This is a genomic window from Agrobacterium sp. El2ro-1b (assembly GCF_048298475.1).
Classification (GTDB): Bacteria; Pseudomonadota; Alphaproteobacteria; order Rhizobiales; family Rhizobiaceae; genus Agrobacterium; species Agrobacterium fabrum.
In genome coordinates, this window is sequence record NZ_CP103458.1 from 919690 (window position 1) to 939289 (window position 19600).

At 58.4% G+C, this 19600-nt stretch carries 17 protein-coding genes; 10 read left to right on the plus strand and 7 right to left on the minus strand.

Annotation, left to right across the window (positions count from 1 at the left end):
• Positions 1–190: 190 nt before the first annotated feature.
• The 6 genes from NYR50_RS04580 (at position 191) to dnaE (ending at position 10461) form a co-directional block, all read left to right on the plus strand.
• On the plus strand, positions 191–1858 hold the full coding sequence (locus tag NYR50_RS04580; RefSeq protein ID WP_174008260.1) for a ribonuclease J: 1668 nt from the start codon (positions 191–193) through the stop codon (positions 1856–1858).
• Positions 1859–2034: 176 nt separating this feature from the next.
• Complete coding sequence (locus NYR50_RS04585; protein WP_010971518.1) at positions 2035–2304, plus strand: DUF1467 family protein; 270 nt, start codon at positions 2035–2037, stop codon at positions 2302–2304.
• A gap of 666 nt (positions 2305–2970) precedes the next feature.
• Entirely contained in the window at positions 2971–4293 is a 1323-nt protein-coding gene (proS, locus tag NYR50_RS04590; RefSeq protein WP_418136904.1) for a proline--tRNA ligase, read from the plus strand.
• A 127-nt stretch (positions 4294–4420) separates the two neighbouring features.
• Complete coding sequence (locus NYR50_RS04595; protein ID WP_174008262.1) at positions 4421–5728, plus strand: lipoprotein-releasing ABC transporter permease subunit; 1308 nt, start codon at positions 4421–4423, stop codon at positions 5726–5728.
• A 15-nt stretch (positions 5729–5743) separates the two neighbouring features.
• On the plus strand, positions 5744–6427 hold the full coding sequence (locus tag NYR50_RS04600) for an ABC transporter ATP-binding protein (protein WP_006312688.1): 684 nt from the start codon (positions 5744–5746) through the stop codon (positions 6425–6427).
• A gap of 530 nt (positions 6428–6957) precedes the next feature.
• Positions 6958–10461 (plus strand): DNA polymerase III subunit alpha, encoded by a 3504-nt coding sequence (gene dnaE / locus NYR50_RS04605; RefSeq protein WP_418136905.1) that lies wholly within the window; start codon positions 6958–6960, stop codon positions 10459–10461.
• An 11-nt stretch (positions 10462–10472) separates the two neighbouring features.
• Here dnaE and NYR50_RS04610 read toward each other — a convergent pair whose 3' ends face one another.
• Together NYR50_RS04610 and NYR50_RS04615 are read right to left on the minus strand one after the other, a co-directional pair.
• On the minus strand, positions 10473–11711 hold the full coding sequence (locus tag NYR50_RS04610) for a L,D-transpeptidase family protein (protein WP_418136906.1): 1239 nt from the start codon (positions 11709–11711) through the stop codon (positions 10473–10475).
• Positions 11712–11879: 168 nt separating this feature from the next.
• A complete protein-coding gene (locus NYR50_RS04615) occupies positions 11880–13163 on the minus strand; it encodes a DNA polymerase IV (protein ID WP_418136907.1) in 1284 nt (427 codons plus the stop codon).
• Between NYR50_RS04615 and NYR50_RS04620 the strand changes: the two genes are divergently transcribed.
• Both NYR50_RS04620 and NYR50_RS04625 read left to right on the plus strand, forming a co-directional pair.
• Positions 13162–13629: a BrnT family toxin gene (locus NYR50_RS04620; protein WP_418136908.1), complete on the plus strand. Its 468-nt coding sequence runs from the start codon at positions 13162–13164 to the stop codon at positions 13627–13629. The genes NYR50_RS04615 and NYR50_RS04620 overlap by 2 nt on opposite strands.
• Positions 13595–13855, plus strand: coding sequence for a BrnA antitoxin family protein (locus NYR50_RS04625; protein ID WP_418136909.1), 261 nt, complete (start codon positions 13595–13597; stop codon positions 13853–13855). The genes NYR50_RS04620 and NYR50_RS04625 overlap by 35 nt, the downstream gene beginning before the upstream one ends.
• Positions 13856–13877: 22 nt before the next feature.
• Here the strand turns inward: NYR50_RS04625 and NYR50_RS04630 are convergent, their stop codons facing one another.
• Positions 13878–14186 (minus strand): DUF3572 domain-containing protein, encoded by a 309-nt coding sequence (locus NYR50_RS04630; RefSeq protein WP_092769230.1) that lies wholly within the window; start codon positions 14184–14186, stop codon positions 13878–13880.
• A 131-nt stretch (positions 14187–14317) separates the two neighbouring features.
• Between NYR50_RS04630 and NYR50_RS04635 the strand changes: the two genes are divergently transcribed.
• A complete protein-coding gene (locus NYR50_RS04635; RefSeq protein ID WP_003496409.1) occupies positions 14318–14689 on the plus strand; it encodes a response regulator in 372 nt (123 codons plus the stop codon).
• Between the two features lie 18 nt (positions 14690–14707).
• Complete coding sequence (locus NYR50_RS04640; protein ID WP_080809247.1) at positions 14708–16078, plus strand: PleD family two-component system response regulator; 1371 nt, start codon at positions 14708–14710, stop codon at positions 16076–16078.
• A 908-nt stretch (positions 16079–16986) separates the two neighbouring features.
• On the opposite strand, the gene rpmG is transcribed toward NYR50_RS04640, so the two are convergent.
• The 4 genes from rpmG to NYR50_RS04660 form a co-directional block, all read right to left on the minus strand.
• Positions 16987–17154, minus strand: coding sequence for a 50S ribosomal protein L33 (gene rpmG, locus NYR50_RS04645; RefSeq protein WP_003496403.1), 168 nt, complete (start codon positions 17152–17154; stop codon positions 16987–16989).
• A gap of 89 nt (positions 17155–17243) precedes the next feature.
• The gene (locus tag NYR50_RS04650) at positions 17244–18410 is read right to left on the minus strand and encodes an MFS transporter (RefSeq protein WP_162688197.1); all 1167 of its coding nucleotides are present in this window, start codon (positions 18408–18410) and stop codon (positions 17244–17246) included.
• A 17-nt stretch (positions 18411–18427) separates the two neighbouring features.
• A complete protein-coding gene (locus NYR50_RS04655) occupies positions 18428–19054 on the minus strand; it encodes an NUDIX hydrolase (protein WP_418137253.1) in 627 nt (208 codons plus the stop codon).
• Between the two features lie 62 nt (positions 19055–19116).
• Positions 19117–19560: a DUF983 domain-containing protein gene (locus NYR50_RS04660; RefSeq protein ID WP_418136910.1), complete on the minus strand. Its 444-nt coding sequence runs from the start codon at positions 19558–19560 to the stop codon at positions 19117–19119.
• Positions 19561–19600 lie beyond the last annotated feature (40 nt).

A 19600-nucleotide genomic window follows, 5' to 3' on the forward strand; every position in this document is an offset into this window, starting at 1 on the left:
CTCAGGAACCCGCGCCGAACCGGATCCCACAGGTTGGAGCTTTCCTGCAGCTCATGAAATGCAGGGTGACAAACCGGTTCCGCATCGGCCCGGTCGATCAGATGGTTCAACAGGTCCGATGCTGGATAAAGGTGACGGGCGCGGCAAATTGCCGACGCCTGTGCGCATTCGTGAATGGATAAGAAAAACAATGGCTAAACAGGACGAACTGGTCTTTGTGCCGCTTGGCGGCGTTGGTGAAATCGGCATGAATCTGGCGCTTTACGGTTATGGGCCGGAAAGCAAGCGCGAATGGATCATGGTGGATTGCGGCGTGACTTTCGCCGGCCCGGACCTGCCGGGCGTCGATCTGGTTCTGCCTGACATCAGCTACATCGCCGAGCAGAAAAAGAACCTCAAGGGCATCATCATCACCCACGCCCATGAGGACCATTATGGTGCAATGAACGATCTCTGGCCGGGTCTCAACGTGCCGGTCTATGCCTCGCCTTTCACCGCCGGCATGCTGGAAGCCAAGCGCGCCTATGAGGGCACGCGCGCCGAAATTCCTGTGACGATCTTCAAGGCCGGCGACCGTATCAATGTCGGGCCGTTCGAAATCGAGGCTGTTGGCGTCAACCACTCCATTCCGGAGCCGATGTCGCTGATCATTCGCACGCCGCTTGGCAATGTCATCCACACCGGCGACTGGAAGATCGATGAGGCCCCGTCGCTTGGGCCGTTGACGGACGAGGCCCGCTTCCGCGCGATCGGTGAAGAGGGCGTGCTGGCGCTGATGTGCGACAGCACCAACGCGCTGCGCGACGGCGTGTCGCCCTCCGAACATGAGGTTTCCGAAGGCCTGCGCCAGATCATCGAAAGTGCCGAAGGCCGCGTGGCCGTCACCACCTTCTCCTCCAATGTCGGGCGCATCCGCTCGATTGCGCAGGCGGCGGAGGCGGCTGGCCGCGAAGTATTGCTGCTCGGCTCCTCGCTGAAGCGTGTCGTGAATGTCTCGCAGGATCTTGGCATCATGGAAGGCATCAAGCCGTTCCTCGCCGAAGACGAATATGGCTATATTCCGCGCGACCGTGTGGTGGTGATCCTGACCGGTTCGCAGGGCGAACCACGCGCAGCGCTCGCCAAGCTTTCCCGCGACGAGATGCGCAATGTGGCGCTCGCTTCGGGAGATACCGTCGTATTTTCCTCGCGTGCCATCCCCGGCAACGAAAAGGCGATCATCGAGATCAAGAACGGCCTGATCGAACAGGGCGTTCACATCGTGACCGACAATGAAGCTCTGGTGCATGTCTCCGGCCATCCGCGCCGCAACGAGCTTTTGCGGATGTATGAGTGGACGAAGCCGCAGATCCTGGTGCCTGTCCACGGCGAGGCGGCGCATCTGGTGGCGCAGAAGGAACTGGCCGAGCAGGCCGGTATTTCCCAAGTGCCGAAGGTACGCAACGGCAACGTTCTGCGCCTGGCACCCGGCCCGGCGGAAGTCATCAACGATGTGCCGCATGGACGCGTCTTCAAGGACGGTAATCTCGTCGGCGATATGGACGAGATGGGCATCAGCAATCGCCGCAAACTGTCCTTCGCCGGCCATGTCGCCGTCAACGTCGTGCTGGACAGCCGTTACGACTTCCTCGGCGATCCCGATGTCGTGCCTTTTGGCCTGCCGGAATTTGATGACGAGGACGAGGCGATGGAGGACACGCTTTATGACGCCGTCCTCGGCGCCGTCGAAAGTATTCCGCGCGCCCGCCGCAAGGACCTGGCACTTCTGCGCGAATCGGTGCGCCGCGCCGTGCGCGCCGCCGCCAACCAGAGCTGGGGCAAGAAGCCGATCGTGACGGTTTTCGTAACGAAGGTATAACCCGGGAGATGAGGGTGGGGCTTACGCATCCTCCTTCGTCGTTTCGTTGAATTAAGGGGCCGTGCCGAAAAGCGCGGCCCTCTTTGTTTCTTTGTGGCTTTTTGCGCTTCTTGCCGAGAATTGATTCCGGTTCGCCGATGAATGCGTTACAAGAGCGCATTGTGCAGGAGGATCACATGCCGCTTCTTTCGGTCTTCGCCGTTTATTTCATCGTCTGGTGGACGGTGCTTTTCATCGTGCTTCCGATCGGCCTGCGCACCCAGGACGAGGAAGGCGATGTGGCACTGGGCACGGTCGCCAGCGCGCCAACCACATTCAAAGGCGGGCGGATCGTTCTGTGGACGACCCTGATCTCGGCGCTGATCTGTGGGCTTTGGTACGGCGCAACTTGGTGGTTCGGCTTCAGCCTTGACGACCTGCCGCGAATTATCCCAGTTTTCGACTGAAAAACGCGCTGACGATGTCGGCCGCGCCTGCATCCGTGCACTCAGCCTGACGGCAATCCGAAGTCTCTGCCCATGCATGTGGCAATTTCCGGCAGATCTGGCTGAGGCCCTGTCATATGGATGTCATATCTATCGTGCACACAGCAGCAACGTGGCCGATTGCGTGATTCATCGCCGTATTCTTGCTGGAACAATGGCAGGGAGCAGGGGCCGCGCGTAAAAGCAAAAAAAAACAAGGCATTTCAGCCTTGTTTTTCAGGTTTCGCGTGATCTGTAACCGTTGCCGGGGCAGCGACGAGCGCGCCTAAGATCTGATCCTCCCAAGACTGACCGCGAAAATGACAAGAATTTAAACTTCCTGCCTCTTTTGTAAGCTAAAGCTAGCCCAAACCCCCATGCTTGTCATCTCATTTTTTGCATATTTGTTACAGTCGGCAAAAAATTCTCTGTGGTGCATTATGTCGCACCCAATCAAGAATATTATTCCGGCCAAAGCGTTTTGACGCGAATTAGCTATCGCGAAAATACCTTCAAATGGCCTTTATCACTCTTTTCATGCCGGGTTTTCTTCTTGGCGGGAAACGGCTATATCCGGCGCCAATATCCCTCTATTCGGGGCGATTCCCGCGCCTTTGGTCGCTATCGTCCGTATCAATGGAAGCCGTCATGCGTCTTAGCCGTTATTTCCTGCCCATCCTCAAGGAAAACCCCAAGGAAGCCGAGATTGTTTCTCACCGCCTCATGCTGCGCGCCGGCATGATCCGGCAGCAATCGGCTGGCATCTATTCCTGGCTGCCGCTTGGCAAGCGCGTGCTGGACAAGGTCAACAAGATCATCCGCGAGGAGCAGAACCGTGCCGGCGCCATCGAGCTTCTGATGCCGACACTGCAAACGGCCGAACTCTGGCAGGAAAGCGGTCGTTACGATGACTACGGCAAGGAAATGCTCCGCATCAAGGACCGCCAGGACCGCCAGATGCTCTACGGCCCCACCAATGAGGAGATGATCACTGACATCTTCCGTTCCTATGTAAAGTCCTACAAGAACCTGCCGCTGAACCTCTATCATATCCAGCTAAAGTTCCGCGACGAGGTGCGTCCGCGCTTCGGCACCATGCGCTCGCGCGAGTTCCTGATGAAGGACGCCTATTCCTTCGACCTTACCAAGGAAGACGCGATCCATTCCTATAACAAGATGTTCGTGGCCTATCTGCGCACCTTCGAGCGTCTTGGCCTGCGTGCCATTCCCATGCGCGCCGATACCGGCCCGATCGGCGGCAACCACAGCCATGAATTCATCATTCTGGCCGATACCGGCGAATCCGAAGTCTTCTGCCACAAGAGCTTCCTTGACCGCGCCATCCCGGCCGAAAGCACCGATTTCGACGATGTCGCGGCGTTGCAGAGCGTGTTCGACGAGTGGACGGCCGATTACGCCGCGACCTCTGAAATGCATGACGAACCCGCCTATGATGCCATTCCCGAAGGCGAGCGCCTTTCGGCACGCGGCATCGAGGTTGGCCACATCTTCTATTTCGGCACCAAATATTCCGAGCCGATGGGCGCGAAGGTGCAGGGCAAGGATGGCAAGGAACACCCTGTCCACATGGGTTCCTATGGCATTGGACCGACACGCCTTGTTCCCGCCATCATTGAAGCATCGCATGACGAGAACGGAATCATCTGGCCGGCCTCGGTTGCTCCTTTCGATGTCGTGATCATCAACATGAAGGCTGGCGATGCGGCCTGCGATGCGGCTTGTGAAAAGCTGTATTATCAGCTCTCCAACGCCGGCAAGGATGTTCTCTACGACGATACCGACGACCGTGCAGGCCAGAAGTTTGCCACAGCCGATCTGATCGGTGTGCCGGTGCAGATCATCGTCGGCCCGCGTTCCGTTGCGAACGGCGAAGTCGAAGTGAAGAACCGCAAGACCGGCGAACGTGAAACCGTCACAATCGAGGCGGCAATGAACAGGGCGCTTGGCTAAGCGCAAAGGGAAAGATGGGAGCGGCCTTCATGTGAAGACCGCTCCGGTTTTATGGCACAGGCGCCGCTACGATTGGGACCGATCTTTGGAAAAGACCGATCCTGCAAATTGAGATCAGGGAGACGACATGGCAAAAGCCGATGCTGACAAGGGTGCGGCTCCTTCCGCCCGGGAAAGGACCGCCCGGCCTTTTTCCGCTTTTGAACGCATGGTAGCCTGGCGTTATCTGCGGTCGCGGCGCAAGGAAGCGTTCATTTCCGTCATCGCCGGTTTTTCTTTCGTCGGCATCATGCTGGGCGTGGCGACGCTGATCATCGTCATGGCTGTCATGAACGGTTTCCGCACCGAACTGATCTCGCGCATTCTCGGCATTAATGGTCACATGATCGTGCAGCCGATCGATCAACCGTTTAACAATTACGATGAACTGGCGAAGAAGTTTTCAGCCGTGCCGGGTGTCACCATGGCCTTGCCGTTGGTGGAAGGCCAGACACTTGCCTCCGGCCGTGGCGGTGCAGGCTCCGGCGCGCTGGTGCGCGGCGTGCGCCAGGAGGACATCGACAAGATCAAGGAAGTCGCGACCAACATCAAGACCGGCGATCTCGTCGGCTTCATGGCAGGTGACGGCGTTCTGGTCGGCTCAAGGCTGGCGGCGCAGCTGGGCGTGACGGCGGGCGACGATATCACCCTTATTTCGCCGGAAGGCGACGTGACGCCGATGGGCGTCAATCCACGCGTCAAATCCTACAAGATATCAGGCGTCTTCGAGATCGGCATGTCGGAATATGACGCCTCGATGATCTACATGCCGCTGTCCGAGGCGCAGCTTTATTTCAATGCTGACGGCATTGTGCAATCCATCGAGCTTTATGTCAGCCGGCCTGATGATGTCGACGGCATCCGACCGCTGGTGGAGCAGGCCGCCGAACGGCAGATCTATATCACCGACTGGAGACAGCGGAACCAGACCTTCTTCTCTGCCCTGCAGGTGGAACGGAACGTGATGTTCATGATCCTAACCCTCATCGTGCTGGTGGCGGCACTGAACATTATTTCCGGCCTCATCATGCTGGTGAAGGACAAGGGCAGCGATATCGCCATCCTTCGCACCATGGGTGCCAGTTCGGGCGCCGTCATGCGCATCTTCTTCATGACTGGGGCTGCCATCGGCACTGTCGGCACCTTTGCCGGCGTCGCACTCGGCGTGCTTGTCTGCCTCAATGTGGAATCCATCCGGCAGTTCTTCTCATGGGTATCGGGCACGGTGCTGTTTGACCCGCAGCTCTATTTCCTGAGCCAGCTGCCGGCCGAAATGGATTTGAGCGAGACCATCACCGTCGTCATCATGGCGCTGACGCTTTCTTTCCTGGCAACGATCTTTCCGGCCTGGCGGGCTTCCAAGCTCGATCCGGTGCAGGCCCTGCGTTACGAATAAGGACCGCTTCGCAATATGGCAAAAAAAACAGTGCTGCGGCTTACCGGTGTCGAGAGAACCTATGGTCAGGGCGAGACATCGCTTTCCATTCTGCGCAAGGCCGATTTTGAATTGAAGAGCGGTGAGATGGTGGCGCTTGTCGCCCCTTCGGGCACCGGCAAATCGACGCTGCTGCATCTGGCGGGGCTTCTGGAGCATCCCGATGCGGGTGAGGTCCTCATCAACGGTGCGCCCTGCAACGGCCTGCCGGATGAGGCGCGCACCGCGATCCGCCGCAGCGATATCGGTTTCGTTTATCAGTTCCATCACCTTCTGCCGGAATTCACCGCGGTGGAAAATGTGATGATGCCGCAACTTATCGCTGGCCTCACACAGGCGGAGGCACGCAAGCGTGCAAGCGCGCTGCTCGATTATATGCGGGTAGGCCATCGTGGTGAGCACCGTCCGGCCGAACTTTCGGGCGGTGAACAACAGCGTGTCGCCATTGCCCGCGCCGTCGCCAATGCGCCGCTGCTGCTGCTGGCCGACGAGCCGACCGGCAATCTCGATCCGGAAACCGCGCATTATGTTTTCGATGCGCTGGAGGCACTGGTGCGTCAATCCGGCCTCGCGGCGCTGATCGCGACCCACAATCACGATCTCGCCAACCGCATGGATCGCCGCGTGACGCTCGCCGACGGCAAGATCGTCGATTTTTAAAGCGCATTGCCGCGCGAGGCCTAACCCCGCGCATCGCACCTTGTGTCAGCTGTCGAACGGATGTCTTCCTTTTAGGAGACGGACCCCGAACTGCATGTCGCGAGAAACCGACTCCTTGGGTGCGCCTTGAGCACACCCGTTCCCCACATTTGATTTTTTCTCGGACCCGGAGGTGTTTTCACCTCCGGGTTTTTCGCTTTGGAGTCAGCGGCTTGCAATTCGCCCGGGCGGAACCGAAGGCGATTCTCGAACATTAGCAATAGCAATATCAGCAGAACCCTGTTGACAATCGAACAAAATGAGAACAAAGTTGGAACATAACGAGTAAGGAGAGACCAATGACCGATTTCATCCGTGACGTTGCCGCTTTCGCCTCCATCGCTGTCTTTGTTGCCAGCTTTTCGGTGATCCTCACCGCCCTGTGAAGAAGACACCGGCGCAGAAGACTGTATGGACGCCGCAAATTGGTGGACATTGAGCGCCGGAAATCGGAAAATCGCCCCCTCGATTCAGAATGACAGGAAGACGATATGGGCGATACGGTTGTGCGTGGAGAGACCTCTGGCGAAACGTTGAAGACCCCCGGTTTCGTCCATCTTCGGGTTCATTCCGCTTATTCCCTGCTTGAGGGGGCATTGCCCCTCAAGAAGATCATGTCCAAGGCCGTTGGGGACGGCCAGCCGGCCATCGCAATTACCGATACCAACAACCTCTTCGTCGCGCTGGAATTTTCCGAAAAGGCGCGGGACGAAGGTTTGCAGCCGATCATCGGCTGCCAGCTGTCCATCGACATGCAGGATGCGGCGGAGGATCGCCGCAATCATAACAGCCATTTGCAGAAACTTCCCGCCATCGTTCTTCTTGCGGCCGATGCGGAAGGATATGAGCGGCTGGTGGATCTCGTCAGCCGCGCCTATCTGGACGGTGAGGGCAGCAGCCATTCCGTGCACATTACCCGTGCATGGCTGGAGGAGGCCTCCAATGCCGGTCTCATTGCGCTGACCGGCGCTTCCGGCGGCCCCGTCGATATGGCGCTGAAGGAAGGCCACGCCGCGCAGGCGAAAGAGCGGCTGCTGACGCTGAAGTCACTCTTTGGCGACAGGCTTTATATCGAATTGCAGCGCCAGTCCGGTTACGACCGTTCCCATGAGCGGCGCTTGATAGGGCTGGCTTATGAACACGATATCCCCCTCGTTGCCACCAACGAGGCGTTTTTCCCGTCCAAGGCCGATTACGAAGCACATGATGCACTGATGGCGGTGGCACATAACGCCATCGTGTCCGATGACAGCCGGTTCCGCCTGACGCCCGATCATTATCTTAAAAGCCGTGACGAGATGACGGCGCTGTTTGCCGATCTTCCCGAGGCGCTGGAGAACACCGTCGAGATCGCGCTCCGCTGCTCCTATGTGCTGAAAAAGCGCGGGCCGATCCTGCCGCGTTTCACCGGCGCCAGCGACGATCCGGAAGCGGCGGAACGCGCCGAAACCGAGGAACTGCGCCGACAGGCGGTCGAGGGGCTGGATCAGCGGCTTGCCGCACTCGGCATGTCGCCCGGTTATACCGAACAGGATTATCGCGAGAGACTGGATTTCGAACTCGGCGTCATCTCGCGCATGAAGTTTCCGGGTTACTTCCTGATCGTTGCCGACTTCATCAAATGGGCCAAGCAGCAGGATATTCCGGTCGGCCCCGGCCGCGGTTCGGGTGCGGGCTCTCTCGTCGCCTATGCACTGACCATTACCGATGTCGATCCGCTGCGTTTCTCACTGCTGTTCGAACGCTTTCTCAATCCCGAACGCGTTTCGATGCCCGACTTCGATATCGACTTCTGTCAGGATCGCCGCGAAGAGGTGATCCGCTACGTGCAGCGCAAATATGGCCGCGAGCAGGTGGCGCAGATCATCACCTTCGGTTCGCTACAGGCGCGTGCGGCCCTGCGCGACGTCGGCCGTGTGCTGGAAATGCCCTATGGCCAGGTGGACAAGATCTGCAAGCTGGTGCCCAACAACCCGGCCAACCCGACGCCGCTTTCCAAGGCGATCGAGGAAGAGCCGCGCCTGCAGGAGGAGGCGGACAAGGAGCCGGTCGTCGCCCGCCTGCTGGATATCGCCCAGAAGATCGAAGGACTTTACCGCCACGCCTCTACCCATGCCGCCGGTATCGTCATCGGCGACCGCCCGCTCTCAAAGCTCGTGCCGATGTATCGCGATCCGCGATCCGATATGCCGGTCACCCAGTTCAATATGAAATGGGTGGAAAGCGCCGGCCTCGTCAAATTCGACTTTCTCGGCCTGAAGACGCTGACGGTTCTGAAAGTCGCCGTCGATTTCGTCGCCAAGCGCGGCATCAAGGTCGATCTCGCGGCCATTCCGCTTGAGGACGCCAAGACCTACGAGATGCTGTCGCGCGGCGAAACCATCGGGGTGTTCCAGGTGGAAAGTGCCGGCATGCGCAAGGCGCTGATCGGCATGCGCCCCGACTGTATCGAGGACATCATCGCGCTGGTGGCGCTTTATCGCCCCGGCCCGATGGAGAACATTCCGGTCTATAATGCCCGCAAACACGGCGAGGAGGAACTCGAATCGATCCATCCGACCATCGACCATCTCCTCAAGGAAACCCAGGGCGTTATCGTCTATCAGGAACAGGTGATGCAGATCGCCCAGGTTCTTTCCGGTTATTCGCTCGGCGAAGCCGATCTTCTGCGCCGTGCCATGGGCAAGAAGATCAAGGAGGAAATGGACCAGCAGCGCGAGCGTTTTGTCGATGGCGCCATTAAAAATGGTGTCTCGAAACCGCAGGCCAACACCATTTTCGACCTTTTGGCGAAGTTCGCCAATTACGGCTTCAACAAGAGCCATGCTGCCGCTTACGCCATCGTGTCCTACCAGACCGCCTATATGAAGGCGCATTATCCGGTGGAGTTCCTCGCGGCCTCCATGACACTCGATATGGCCAACACGGAAAAGCTGAACGATTTCCGTCAGGATGCCGGTCGTCTCGGTATCGAGGTTGTCGCCCCCTCGGTACAGACCTCCTTCCGCCAGTTCGAGACGGGCGAAAACCGCATCTATTATTCGCTGGCCGCCATCAAGGGCGTGGGTGAGGGGGCCGTGGAACACATCGTCCAGGTGCGTGGCGAAAAGCCATTTACGAGCCTTGAGGATTTCTGCCTGCGCATCGATCCCAAGCAGATCAACCGACGTGTGCTGGAAAGCCTGATCAATGCCGGCGCTTTCGATTGTTTCGGCCGTGACCGTGCAGAGCTGATCGGCGGGCTGGACCGCATCATCGGTTATGCCCAGATGGCGCAGAACAATCGCACCATTGGTCAGTCGGATATGTTCGGCTCCGGTGGCGGGACAGGCCCGGAAAAGCTCATTTTGCCGGCGTTCCAATCCTGGCTACCATCGGAAAAGCTGATACGCGAATATCAGGTGCTCGGTTTTTACCTCACGGCCCATCCGCTGGATACCTACCGGCCGCTGCTGGAAAAATTACGGGTACAGAATTTCGCCGATTTTTCCGCGGCGGTTAAGCAGGGGGCGTCCACGGTCGGGCGTCTGGCCGGGACCGTCACCGGCAAGCAGGAGCGCAAGACCCGGACCGGCAACAAGATGGGTATCATCACTTTTTCCGACGCATCCGGCCAGTATGAGGCAGTGCTGTTTTCCGAAGGGCTCGCCCAGTTCCGTGATCTGCTCGAGGTCGGCAAATCGCTGGTCATCAACGTCCAGGCGGAAGAACGCCCTGAAGGCATCGGTCTGCGTATCCAGACGGCTCAGTCGCTGGAAGAAAAATCCGTGCAGATGCAGAAGGCGCTTCGGGTTTATGTGCGCGATTCGGGCCCGCTGAAGACGGTGGCCCGTCATCTCAACACAAAGGGCGACGGATCGGTTTATTTCATCGTCATCAAGGATGAGGGCAGTCGCGAGATCGAGGTGGAGCTGACGGAGAAGTACCGCATTTCACCTGAAATCGCCGCCGCGCTACGATCCGCACCCGGCGTCGTTGATGTGGAACTGGTGTAAGGCGAAAGCCCTCACACCGGTCCCTCTTTCGTGACCGTGATAAAGTCGGTTCCGGTTCCTGTCTCCATCTGGTGACTGATATCGGAAACGGTGATCGAGCTTCCGCTTGAAAGCTCCTGCTCGATCCGGTGGCGTATCTCCGTGGGGATGTCGAGGCGACTGAGCACGGCGCTCAACTGGTCGAAGCCGCCGGGCGCTTCGGTAACGGTAATGCCAAGCCGCTTGCGGGCAGCGGCCGGCAGATGATTTTCGAGCGTCACGCCGTTCCATTCGGCGGTTCCGGCTGCGCGGTCCACGGAAACGGCCTCGAGGAAATGGGTGCCGAGCGCCACTTCCGGATTCTTGATATCGATGGCCGCTTCGAACAGCGGCTTGAAGTCCTGCCGCACCATGATCTGGCCATTCGGCGGATGATCCTCACCGGCAGACGCGTAAAGCGCCGTCACAAAGGCGTCGGTCAGAAGCGGTCCGGTGGTTTTCAGCCCTTTCCAGCGCTTGAACCCGTTGATGGCGTTCACCGTCATCTCGCCGGCATAACCATCGGCGGAACCGGCGTCGAAGCCGAGGCGGGTCAGCACGGTCTGGATATCGATCACCTTTTCCCGCTCGCCACGACGCGTAATGAGAATGCGCAGCGGCGAGGAGGCTTTGGTCTTTGCCGCCGGTTTGATGGCCTGCGTCTTTTCATTGACGGCAACCTCAACCGCACCCAATGCCGCATCGAAGGTCGCCGGACGCAACTCCACATCCGACAGAAGCAGTTTGCCGTCATCGGCATCGTCGCGTGGCGCAAACAGCGCCGGATGCTCTACGAAGCGCAGGGAAACCGGGCGATCGGTGATGATGACATGCACACCGGCCTGCGTGTCGCCGAAGAGTGACTTCGCAAATTTCGAGGGCAGGCGCACGCAGCCATGCGAGGCTGGATAATTCGGCACCTTGCCCTCGTGTAGCGCGATGCCGGACCATGTCAGCCGCTGCATGAAGGGCATGGGCGCGGCCGAATAGATATTCGACTCGTGGTATTTACGCTTTTCCAGAATGGAGAAGATGCCACTCGGCGTCTCGTGCCCGGCCTTGCCGGTGGAGACTTTCGAGGTAGCGATGATCTCACCATTTTCATAAAGCGAGAGTGACTGGTCGCTTTTGGACACCAGGATCTGCAGCGACCGGCTGTCGGCGGCAAGTGCCGGAAAGGCAAGAATGCTGGCCGACAGCATGCCGGTCAGAAGACGGAGGCGAAGGGACATGACGCAATACACCACATGCACAAAACTTCCCTCACTCAATCATGCGAAGTTTAATGAAGTTTAAGGAAGCGGCGACGGCAACATCACTAATTTGTGTAAAATCTAAAATACATTGGGCAGGGTGGTGGTCGGCGTGAGTGGAAAGGTTCGCATGGCCGTCTTCAAGCCCTATTTGCGGGTACCGAAGGTATAGCCGGTCTCGACGCTGCCCTTGCCGAACTTGTCGCGCAGCTTGTCCATTGCCGCCTCCGCCGCTGCCCGCCGTGTGGCCTGCCTGTCAACGAGATCGGGCGGATCGGCGAGGCCGGCATCGCGCAGATCGCTGACGCCGATGCCGATGAGGCGGAATTTGGTACCGTCGGTTTCTTTCTCCAGCAGCGCAAGGCCGGTGCGGAATATGCGGTCGGCAAGCTGGGTAGGGTCATCAAGCCTGCGGTTGCGGGTGCGGCTCTTGAAGTCCGCCGTTTTCATCTTCAGCACCACGGTCTGGCCGGCAATACCGCTTTTCTTCAGTCTCCAGGCAACTTTTTCGGAGAGTGATCGCAGGATCGGAACGAGGTCCTCATGGCGGGAGATATCGTTAAAGAAGGTGGTTTCGGACGATACGCTTTTGACCGGATCGTTATTATGCACATGCCGTTCATCAATGCCGCGCGAAAGCCGGAACAGCCGCTGCCCCATCACGCCGTAACGGCGCATCAGCTCGCTCTCCTCCATCTCCTGCAATTGCGCGATCATGCGGATGCCATCCGCCTCCAGCGTCGCTGCAAATGCCTTTCCCACGCCCCAGATGGTGGTCACCGGGCGCGCTGCGAGAAAGGACAGCGCCTCCGCTTCGCCGACAACAGAAAAGCCGCGCGGCTTTTGCAGGTCCGAGGCGACCTTGGCGAGAAACTTGCAATAGGAAAGCCCGGCAGAAACACTCACCCCCACCTCTTTTTCCACGCGTCGGGTGAACTTCGCCAGCACCCGCGCCGGCGGATCATGATGCAGCTTCTCGGTACCTGAAAGATCGAGAAACGCCTCATCGATGGAAAGCGGCTGCACCAGCGGCGTCAATTCCTGCATCATGGTCCGGATTTCACGGCCGACACGGCTGTATTTTTCCATGTCGGGCTTGATGACCACCGCGTCCGGGCAGGCTTCCAGCGCCTTGAACATGGGCATGGCGGAGCGCACGCCGTAGATGCGGGCGATATAACAGGCGGTGGAAACCACCCCGCGCTTGCCGCCGCCAACGATGACAGGCTTGTCGGCCAGTTCCGGATTGTCGCGCTTTTCGACAGAGGCATAAAAGGCATCGCAATCGATATGGGCGATGCTCAGATCGTAGAGTTCGGAATGGTAGAGAAGACGCGGGCTGCCACAGGCGCGGCAACGCCTCAGCCCTTCTGGCTGGCCAGCCAGACAGTCGCGGCAAAAACCGGGATCATAGCGGTGCGACGTGGACATGGGCCGAAAACAAAACCAGAACGTAGCCAACCATACTCCGGCTGTGGCGATGGCTCAAGAGCGTCCCGGACAAAGCCAGGATTTGGAGGCTGCGGCACGCTGGAAAAACTTGCATATCGTACAGAAATATTTGATCTTGATCCATATTGTAGTTACAATTGTAGATGATTTTTTACGCATGTTCGAATGGGATGAAGACAAAAACCGGTCCAATATCCGAAAGCACGGCGTCGGATTTCAGACCGCGATTCGAATCTTCGAAAACGCGGTTCTGTCCTGGGCCGATGAGCGCGCAGCCTATGGCGAGATGCGCCATCACACCATAGGCCAGATCGAAGGAGTTGTATTTCTGGCTGTCATTCATACCGATCGCGCCGGCAAAATCCGCATCATCTCCGCCCGGCCGGCGAACCGCCGCGAAAGGAAACGTTATGACGAAGAAATACGAAAAAGAGCTGAGCCTTGAAGAGCTTTCAGCCTTGCCCGACGAGAAGATAGACTACACGGATATTCCGGAACTGGATGAGAACTTCTGGGCGAATGCGACGCTCGTGGAGCCGGAAGGAACGCAGCAGATCACGCTAAGGGTCAAGAAATCCGTGATCGAGGCCTACAAATCCACAGGCAAGGGATACCAGACGCGCATGAACGCCGTTTTGGAATCCTACGCCCGCACATTGCGAAAACGCTGACTCTTGCTGCCTGCTCGTCCCGTCAATACACACCTGAATCCAGCCCCGGCCCGGAAAAATGGTGCCAGGCGGCGGCCACCGTTTCGGGGGATGTATCGGTGGCGGCGCAGAACGCCATCAGGTCCGGCTCGTGGCTCATCAGGAAATCCGTCAGCCCCGCCAGAAAGCCGGGATCATTGACGGCCTGGCGCAGCATATTGGCCTGTAACCCGCTCAAGGCCAGAAAACGCGACAGCATGTCCGGTTCGTTTGCCAGCCAGCCAAGTATGGCGGCCGCCGTTTCTTGCGGATCCTGGCCGGCATTGCCTTTGTTTTTTGTCTCGCGCAGCATTTCTTCCCCGAAGTTACCTATTTTGAAACCAAATCCCTCTAGCCTTGCGCAACGAATGGACGATGGAATCGGCATCCTGGCAACTTATATGTCTGGATGAAGGTTTCAAAGCGAAACGGGGACTGCCCACCATGCCCAAGCAGGTCATGATAGTCGAAGACAACGAGCTGAACATGAAGCTCTTTCGCGACCTGATCGAGGCGTCTGGTTATACCACCATACAGACGCGCAACGGTATGGAGGCTCTCGATCTCGCCCGCAAGCACCGCCCGGACCTCATCCTCATGGATATCCAGCTGCCGGAGGTTTCTGGGCTGGAAGTGACGAAGTGGCTGAAGGAAGATGACGAGTTACACGTCATCCCGGTCATCGCGGTCACGGCCTTTGCCATGAAGGGTGACGAGGAGCGTATTCGCCAGGGTGGATGTGAGGCCTATGTGTCCAAACCGATTTCCGTTCCGAAATTCATCGAAATCATCAAGACCTATCTTGGCGATGCGTAAGGCGGTTGGGGAACTGTTATGACGGCGAGAGTTCTGGTTGTTGACGACATACCCGCAAACGTGAAGCTTCTCGAAGCCCGGCTTGTCGCTGAGTATTTCGACGTCGTCACCGCAGAGGATGGTTTCAAGGCGCTGGCGATCTGCGATGAGGAGCAGGTAGATATCATCCTTCTCGATATCATGATGCCGGGCATGGATGGTTTCGAGGTCTGCGAAAGGCTGAAGGCCAATCCAAATACCGCGCATATTCCGGTTGTCATGGTCACCGCGCTCGATCAGCCATCGGACCGTGTGCGCGGCCTGAAAGCCGGCGCCGATGATTTTCTGACCAAACCGGTCAATGATCTTCAGCTGATCGCCCGCGTCAAAAGCCTCGTCCGTCTGAAGGCCGTCAGTGACGAGTTGCGGCTGCGTGCGGAAACCGCACGGCAGATCGGCATCGAGGAGATGCTGCGGAGCGATGGCCTGATGCAGACGCCGGGCCGCGTGCTGGTTGCGGATGGCCGCGCCAGTTCGCAGGAACGCATCATCCGGGCGCTGAAGCCGGTTGCGGAGGTCGATGCCGTCACGGAACCGCAGGCGGCCTTGCTCAAGGCGGCGAGCAATCCTTTCGAGCTCGTCATCGTCAATTCTAATTTTGAGGACTACGATCCGCTGAGACTGTGTTCGCAGTTTCGCTCGCTGGAGCGCACCCGTTTTCTGCCGTTGCTTCTGGTGGCGGAGCAGGGGGCGGATGAGATGGTGGCGCGTGCGCTCGATCTGGGGGTGAACGATTATATTCTCCGCCCGATCGATCCGAATGAACTCGTCGCCCGCTCGCTGACGCAGATCAGGCGCAAGCGCTACAATGAACATCTGCGGCTCAATCTGCAGCACACGATGGAGCTTGCGATTGTGGACGGGCTGACGGGCCTCAACAATCGTCGTTATCTCGATAGTCATCTGAAGATACTTTTCGACCGCGCCGCCGTGCGTGGTCGCCCGATTTCCATCTGCATGACCGATATAGACCGCTTCAAGCTGGTCAATGACACCTATGGCCACGATGTCGGCGATGAGGTGCTGCGAGAATTTGCAGCACGCATCCGCAGCACGGTGCGCGGTGCGGATCTCGCCTGCCGTTATGGCGGAGAGGAATTCGTCGTCGTCATGCCGGATACGCCCATGGAGCTTGCGGCAAGCGTCGCCGAGCGCCTGCGGGCAATCGTGGAAGACAAGCCCTTTTATGTTCGTTCCATCGATCGGGAACTGAGCATCACCGCCTCCCTCGGCATCGCCACCAGCAGCGGTGCCTTCGGCGCGCCGGACGAGATATTGAAGCAGGCCGACAAGGCGCTTTACGAGGCGAAACACGCCGGACGCAACCGCGTCGTGGCCGCCGCGGCCTGAGCCGGCCGCGGCCAATTAACCACGATTGTTTGCGCAGCCTCTCCGGCATATCCCGGCGAAATAGCTATTCGCAAATCGAAGCGGACGTCGCGAGACCGCAAGCTATTGACCCCAGATGTATTTTATCTCTTTGCAATGAAGGGATGAATTCGGGCGGCATCAATAGAGTTCAAGTTGAAAAATACGTTGAATTCAAACTCGCGGGGAACTATAGTGTGCCAGCTTGGTATATTTAACCATGTTTCTCAGGGAATGTATCTCTGGCTTAAGAATTTGTTGATTTTTATTTTACTTCTGCGCACACTCACAATCGAGAGTAACAGTTCTTCCGGCGGTTTGTCGGTCTTGCGATGATGGAATGATGCGGCTTTTGCCGTTTCGATTTCGCTCGTCAGGGGCTGGTATTGCGTAGTTTGAATGCCCCATGATGCTCAGGTCCGCCGCATCTCCTGAATCGTGGGGTCGGTCGGCTGACGATGTCCGAATCGGTTCCTCGTGCCGTAATCACATCGTTGGCCGACCGCCTTCTTCCCGAAAACAGCCCGTTGGTGGCGCTCGTATTGCGAGGTGCCAGTTCTTGTGCCGATTTCTGGCATGGCTGTGCGACGTCGATAGAGGGGCAGGGGGCGGATACAGGCCTGGGGGTGCTTGGAGCAGCCTTCGTGAATGCCCGCGGATATCTTGGCGATTTGTTTATTGAGCGGGCGGCAGACTCGAGCCCGTCAGTACCTTCACGCGTACTTTGCCAATGGCGGCAGGCAATTCCGCGGGCGTGTGGGGAGGCGCTGCCTTTATTTCCACGATAGGGAAGCCTGTGGACGCGAATAACATCTGAGTGGCTTCTCCTGCAGCACAAACAAAAAACGCGCCCATTGGGCGCGCTATTTGCCGGAGAACCGATCAAGAAATTACTTGATCTTGGTTTCCTTGAATTCAACGTGCTTGCGTACGACCGGGTCGTACTTCGTCTTCGTCATCTTGTCCGTGAACGTACGGCTGTTCTTGGTGGTGACGTAGAAGGTACCGGTGTCGGCTGTCGACAGCAGCTTGATCTTGATTGTTGTAGCTTTCGCCATGGTCGTCCTGCCTTTAAACAAATGAGAAGCCGCAGGCGCTTCTCACCTCGGCTAAATCTGGCGCGAAACTACGTATCGCGCCCAAAAAGTCAAGCCTGTTTTGCCCGGAAAACAAAACGGAACCCATAAAGCACCACGTAAAGCCCGAAAAATACGGCAAGCGCCCAGGCGAAACCGTCAGTGCCCGCAACATCCATGGAAATGCCGACGGCCTGCGGTCCGGCGATCGTACCCATGGCGTAACAGAAGATAAAGGCGGCATTGGCGGAGACCAGATCGGCCCCCTTGAGTCGTGAACCGAGATGGGTCAGGCCGACCGTGTACATGCCGGAGACGAGGCCACCCCAGAAGAGCAGCAGCGCCGCCACCAATATCCAGCTATCCACCAGGAGCGGCAATGCCAGTGTCCCGCAAACGCCCGCAAAGGCCATCAGGGCGAGCAGGGTGCGCCGATCCTTCAGCCGGTCGGAAAGCAGGCCAATCGGTATCTGGAAGACCATGTTGCCGATTCCCATCACTGTCAGCAGAAGGGCTGCCTGCGATTCGTTGAAACCCTCACGGGTGGCGTAGATGGGAAAGAGCGACAGGCCACCTGCCTGCACCGAACCAAACACGAAAGCTGCGGCCGATGCCATCGGCACCAGCCAGACGTAACGGATGAAATGGTGATTGGGGTGCTCGTCCAGTTCCGGGCTTTCGCCGCGCGCCATGAAGATGGGGATGGCGGCCAGAAGGATGATCGCGGCGCCAACGATAAAGGGCAGGATGCCTTCGCTGCCGACGACGGAAAACAGCAACGGGCCAACGGCAAAACCGACTGCAAGGCCGGTGGCGTAGATGCCGAGAACCATGCCGCGTTTTTTCGGCGGCGCGGTCATGTTGATCCAGTATTCGGAGAGAATGAACAGCGTGGTGGTGGCGCCGTGGAAAACGATTCGCAGCGGAAACCACATCCAGAAGGCATCGGCGAAATAGAAGCAGAGCGCGCTCAGCGCCGAAATAACCACGGCGAGCAGCATGGTTCGCGCCACGCCGAAATCATGGGCGATCTTGGTGGTGACCGGAGCCGCCATCATGGCCGCAACGCCGGCCATCGCCGAATTCACCCCGATCATGGTCGAGGAGATGCCGCGCTTTTCAAGAATGATCGATAGCAGCGGCAGCCCAAGGCCGATGGCGACACCGACTGCACTGATGGCGGAAATTGCGGCGATCAGTGAGGGCCAGTGGATGGCGTCCGCTTCTTCGCATTTCATTTGTGACATGACGGCCTTTATACAAACTCTCGAATGAACCGGCCGTGGCGCGTGACGTAGAGCCGCGCGGGGCTTTCAAATGGCAGTGAGGGATCACCTATCATGAGTTTTGTGACATCTTCGAGAACCGTGCGTGTGATTTTGGGCATGTTCAGACCGGAAAGGTCTGTCATGTCAAGCCATTGCACGTTGGAGAGTTCATTGGAATCACGGGTTAGCCGGACATCGAGCCCCAACTCGTCGCTATAACAGCAGAAGAACCGCGTGTCGTAGCGCCGCACATTGCCGGGCGGCGTGATGGCGCGTGCAACATATCTGAAACGGGAAAGATCCGGACCTCCGGCGCCCAATCCGAGATCCACGCCCGTTTCCTCGAAAAGCTCACGCGCAGCCGCAAGCGCCAGAGCTCTTGCACCGGCGGAACTGAGACGGCGCGCCGCGGAAGCGGTGAGGCTACGGAGGACGGCGGGATGCAGATCGCCGGAAAAGGGCAGCGCATGGTCGCGCGGATCGCGTTTGCCGCCCGGAAACACGTAAGTGCCCGGCATGAAGACATGGGCGTTGCTGCGCTGACCCATCAGCACCCTGAGTTGCGGGCCGGAACGGTCGAACAGGATGAGTGAGGCGGCATCGCGCGGCCGCAGAGGCGCGTGCACCGTCTCGGCATCCCGGGCGCGCTGAGGTTCATGCAAAGTCCGGCCCACGGTCAGTGAGAAGAGCCGTCTATCTGCACTTTTGGTTGTTTTCGGTCGAAGCCGTGCATCCGCAGCGCCCATTGCAGGCCGATGACGCCGCCCTTGATGGGTTGCAGCGTCAAAAGTGCAGCCAGAATGGTGATCGGCACCCAGATGGCAAAATGCGCCCACATGGGAATGTTCAGGATCATATCCGTCATCATGAAGCCGCCAACGGCGATATGGCCGATGATGACGATGGAGATATAAGGCGGCAGGTCGTCCGAACGGTGATGATGCATTTCTTCACCGCAGGCCGCACAGGCATCCACCGGCTTCAGGAAAGCCCGGAACAGGCGGCCGCTGCCGCAGGCCGGGCAGCGGTTGGCAATGCCCCGCATGATCGAGCGGCCAAGCGGCCTCTCCGCGCTGCTGTCTCCGAAGGTGACCGTTTCCGAGCCCTGATGTGCACTCATCCTTAAGTCCTTCTCCCGTTCTTGAACCGCTTCGCGGTCT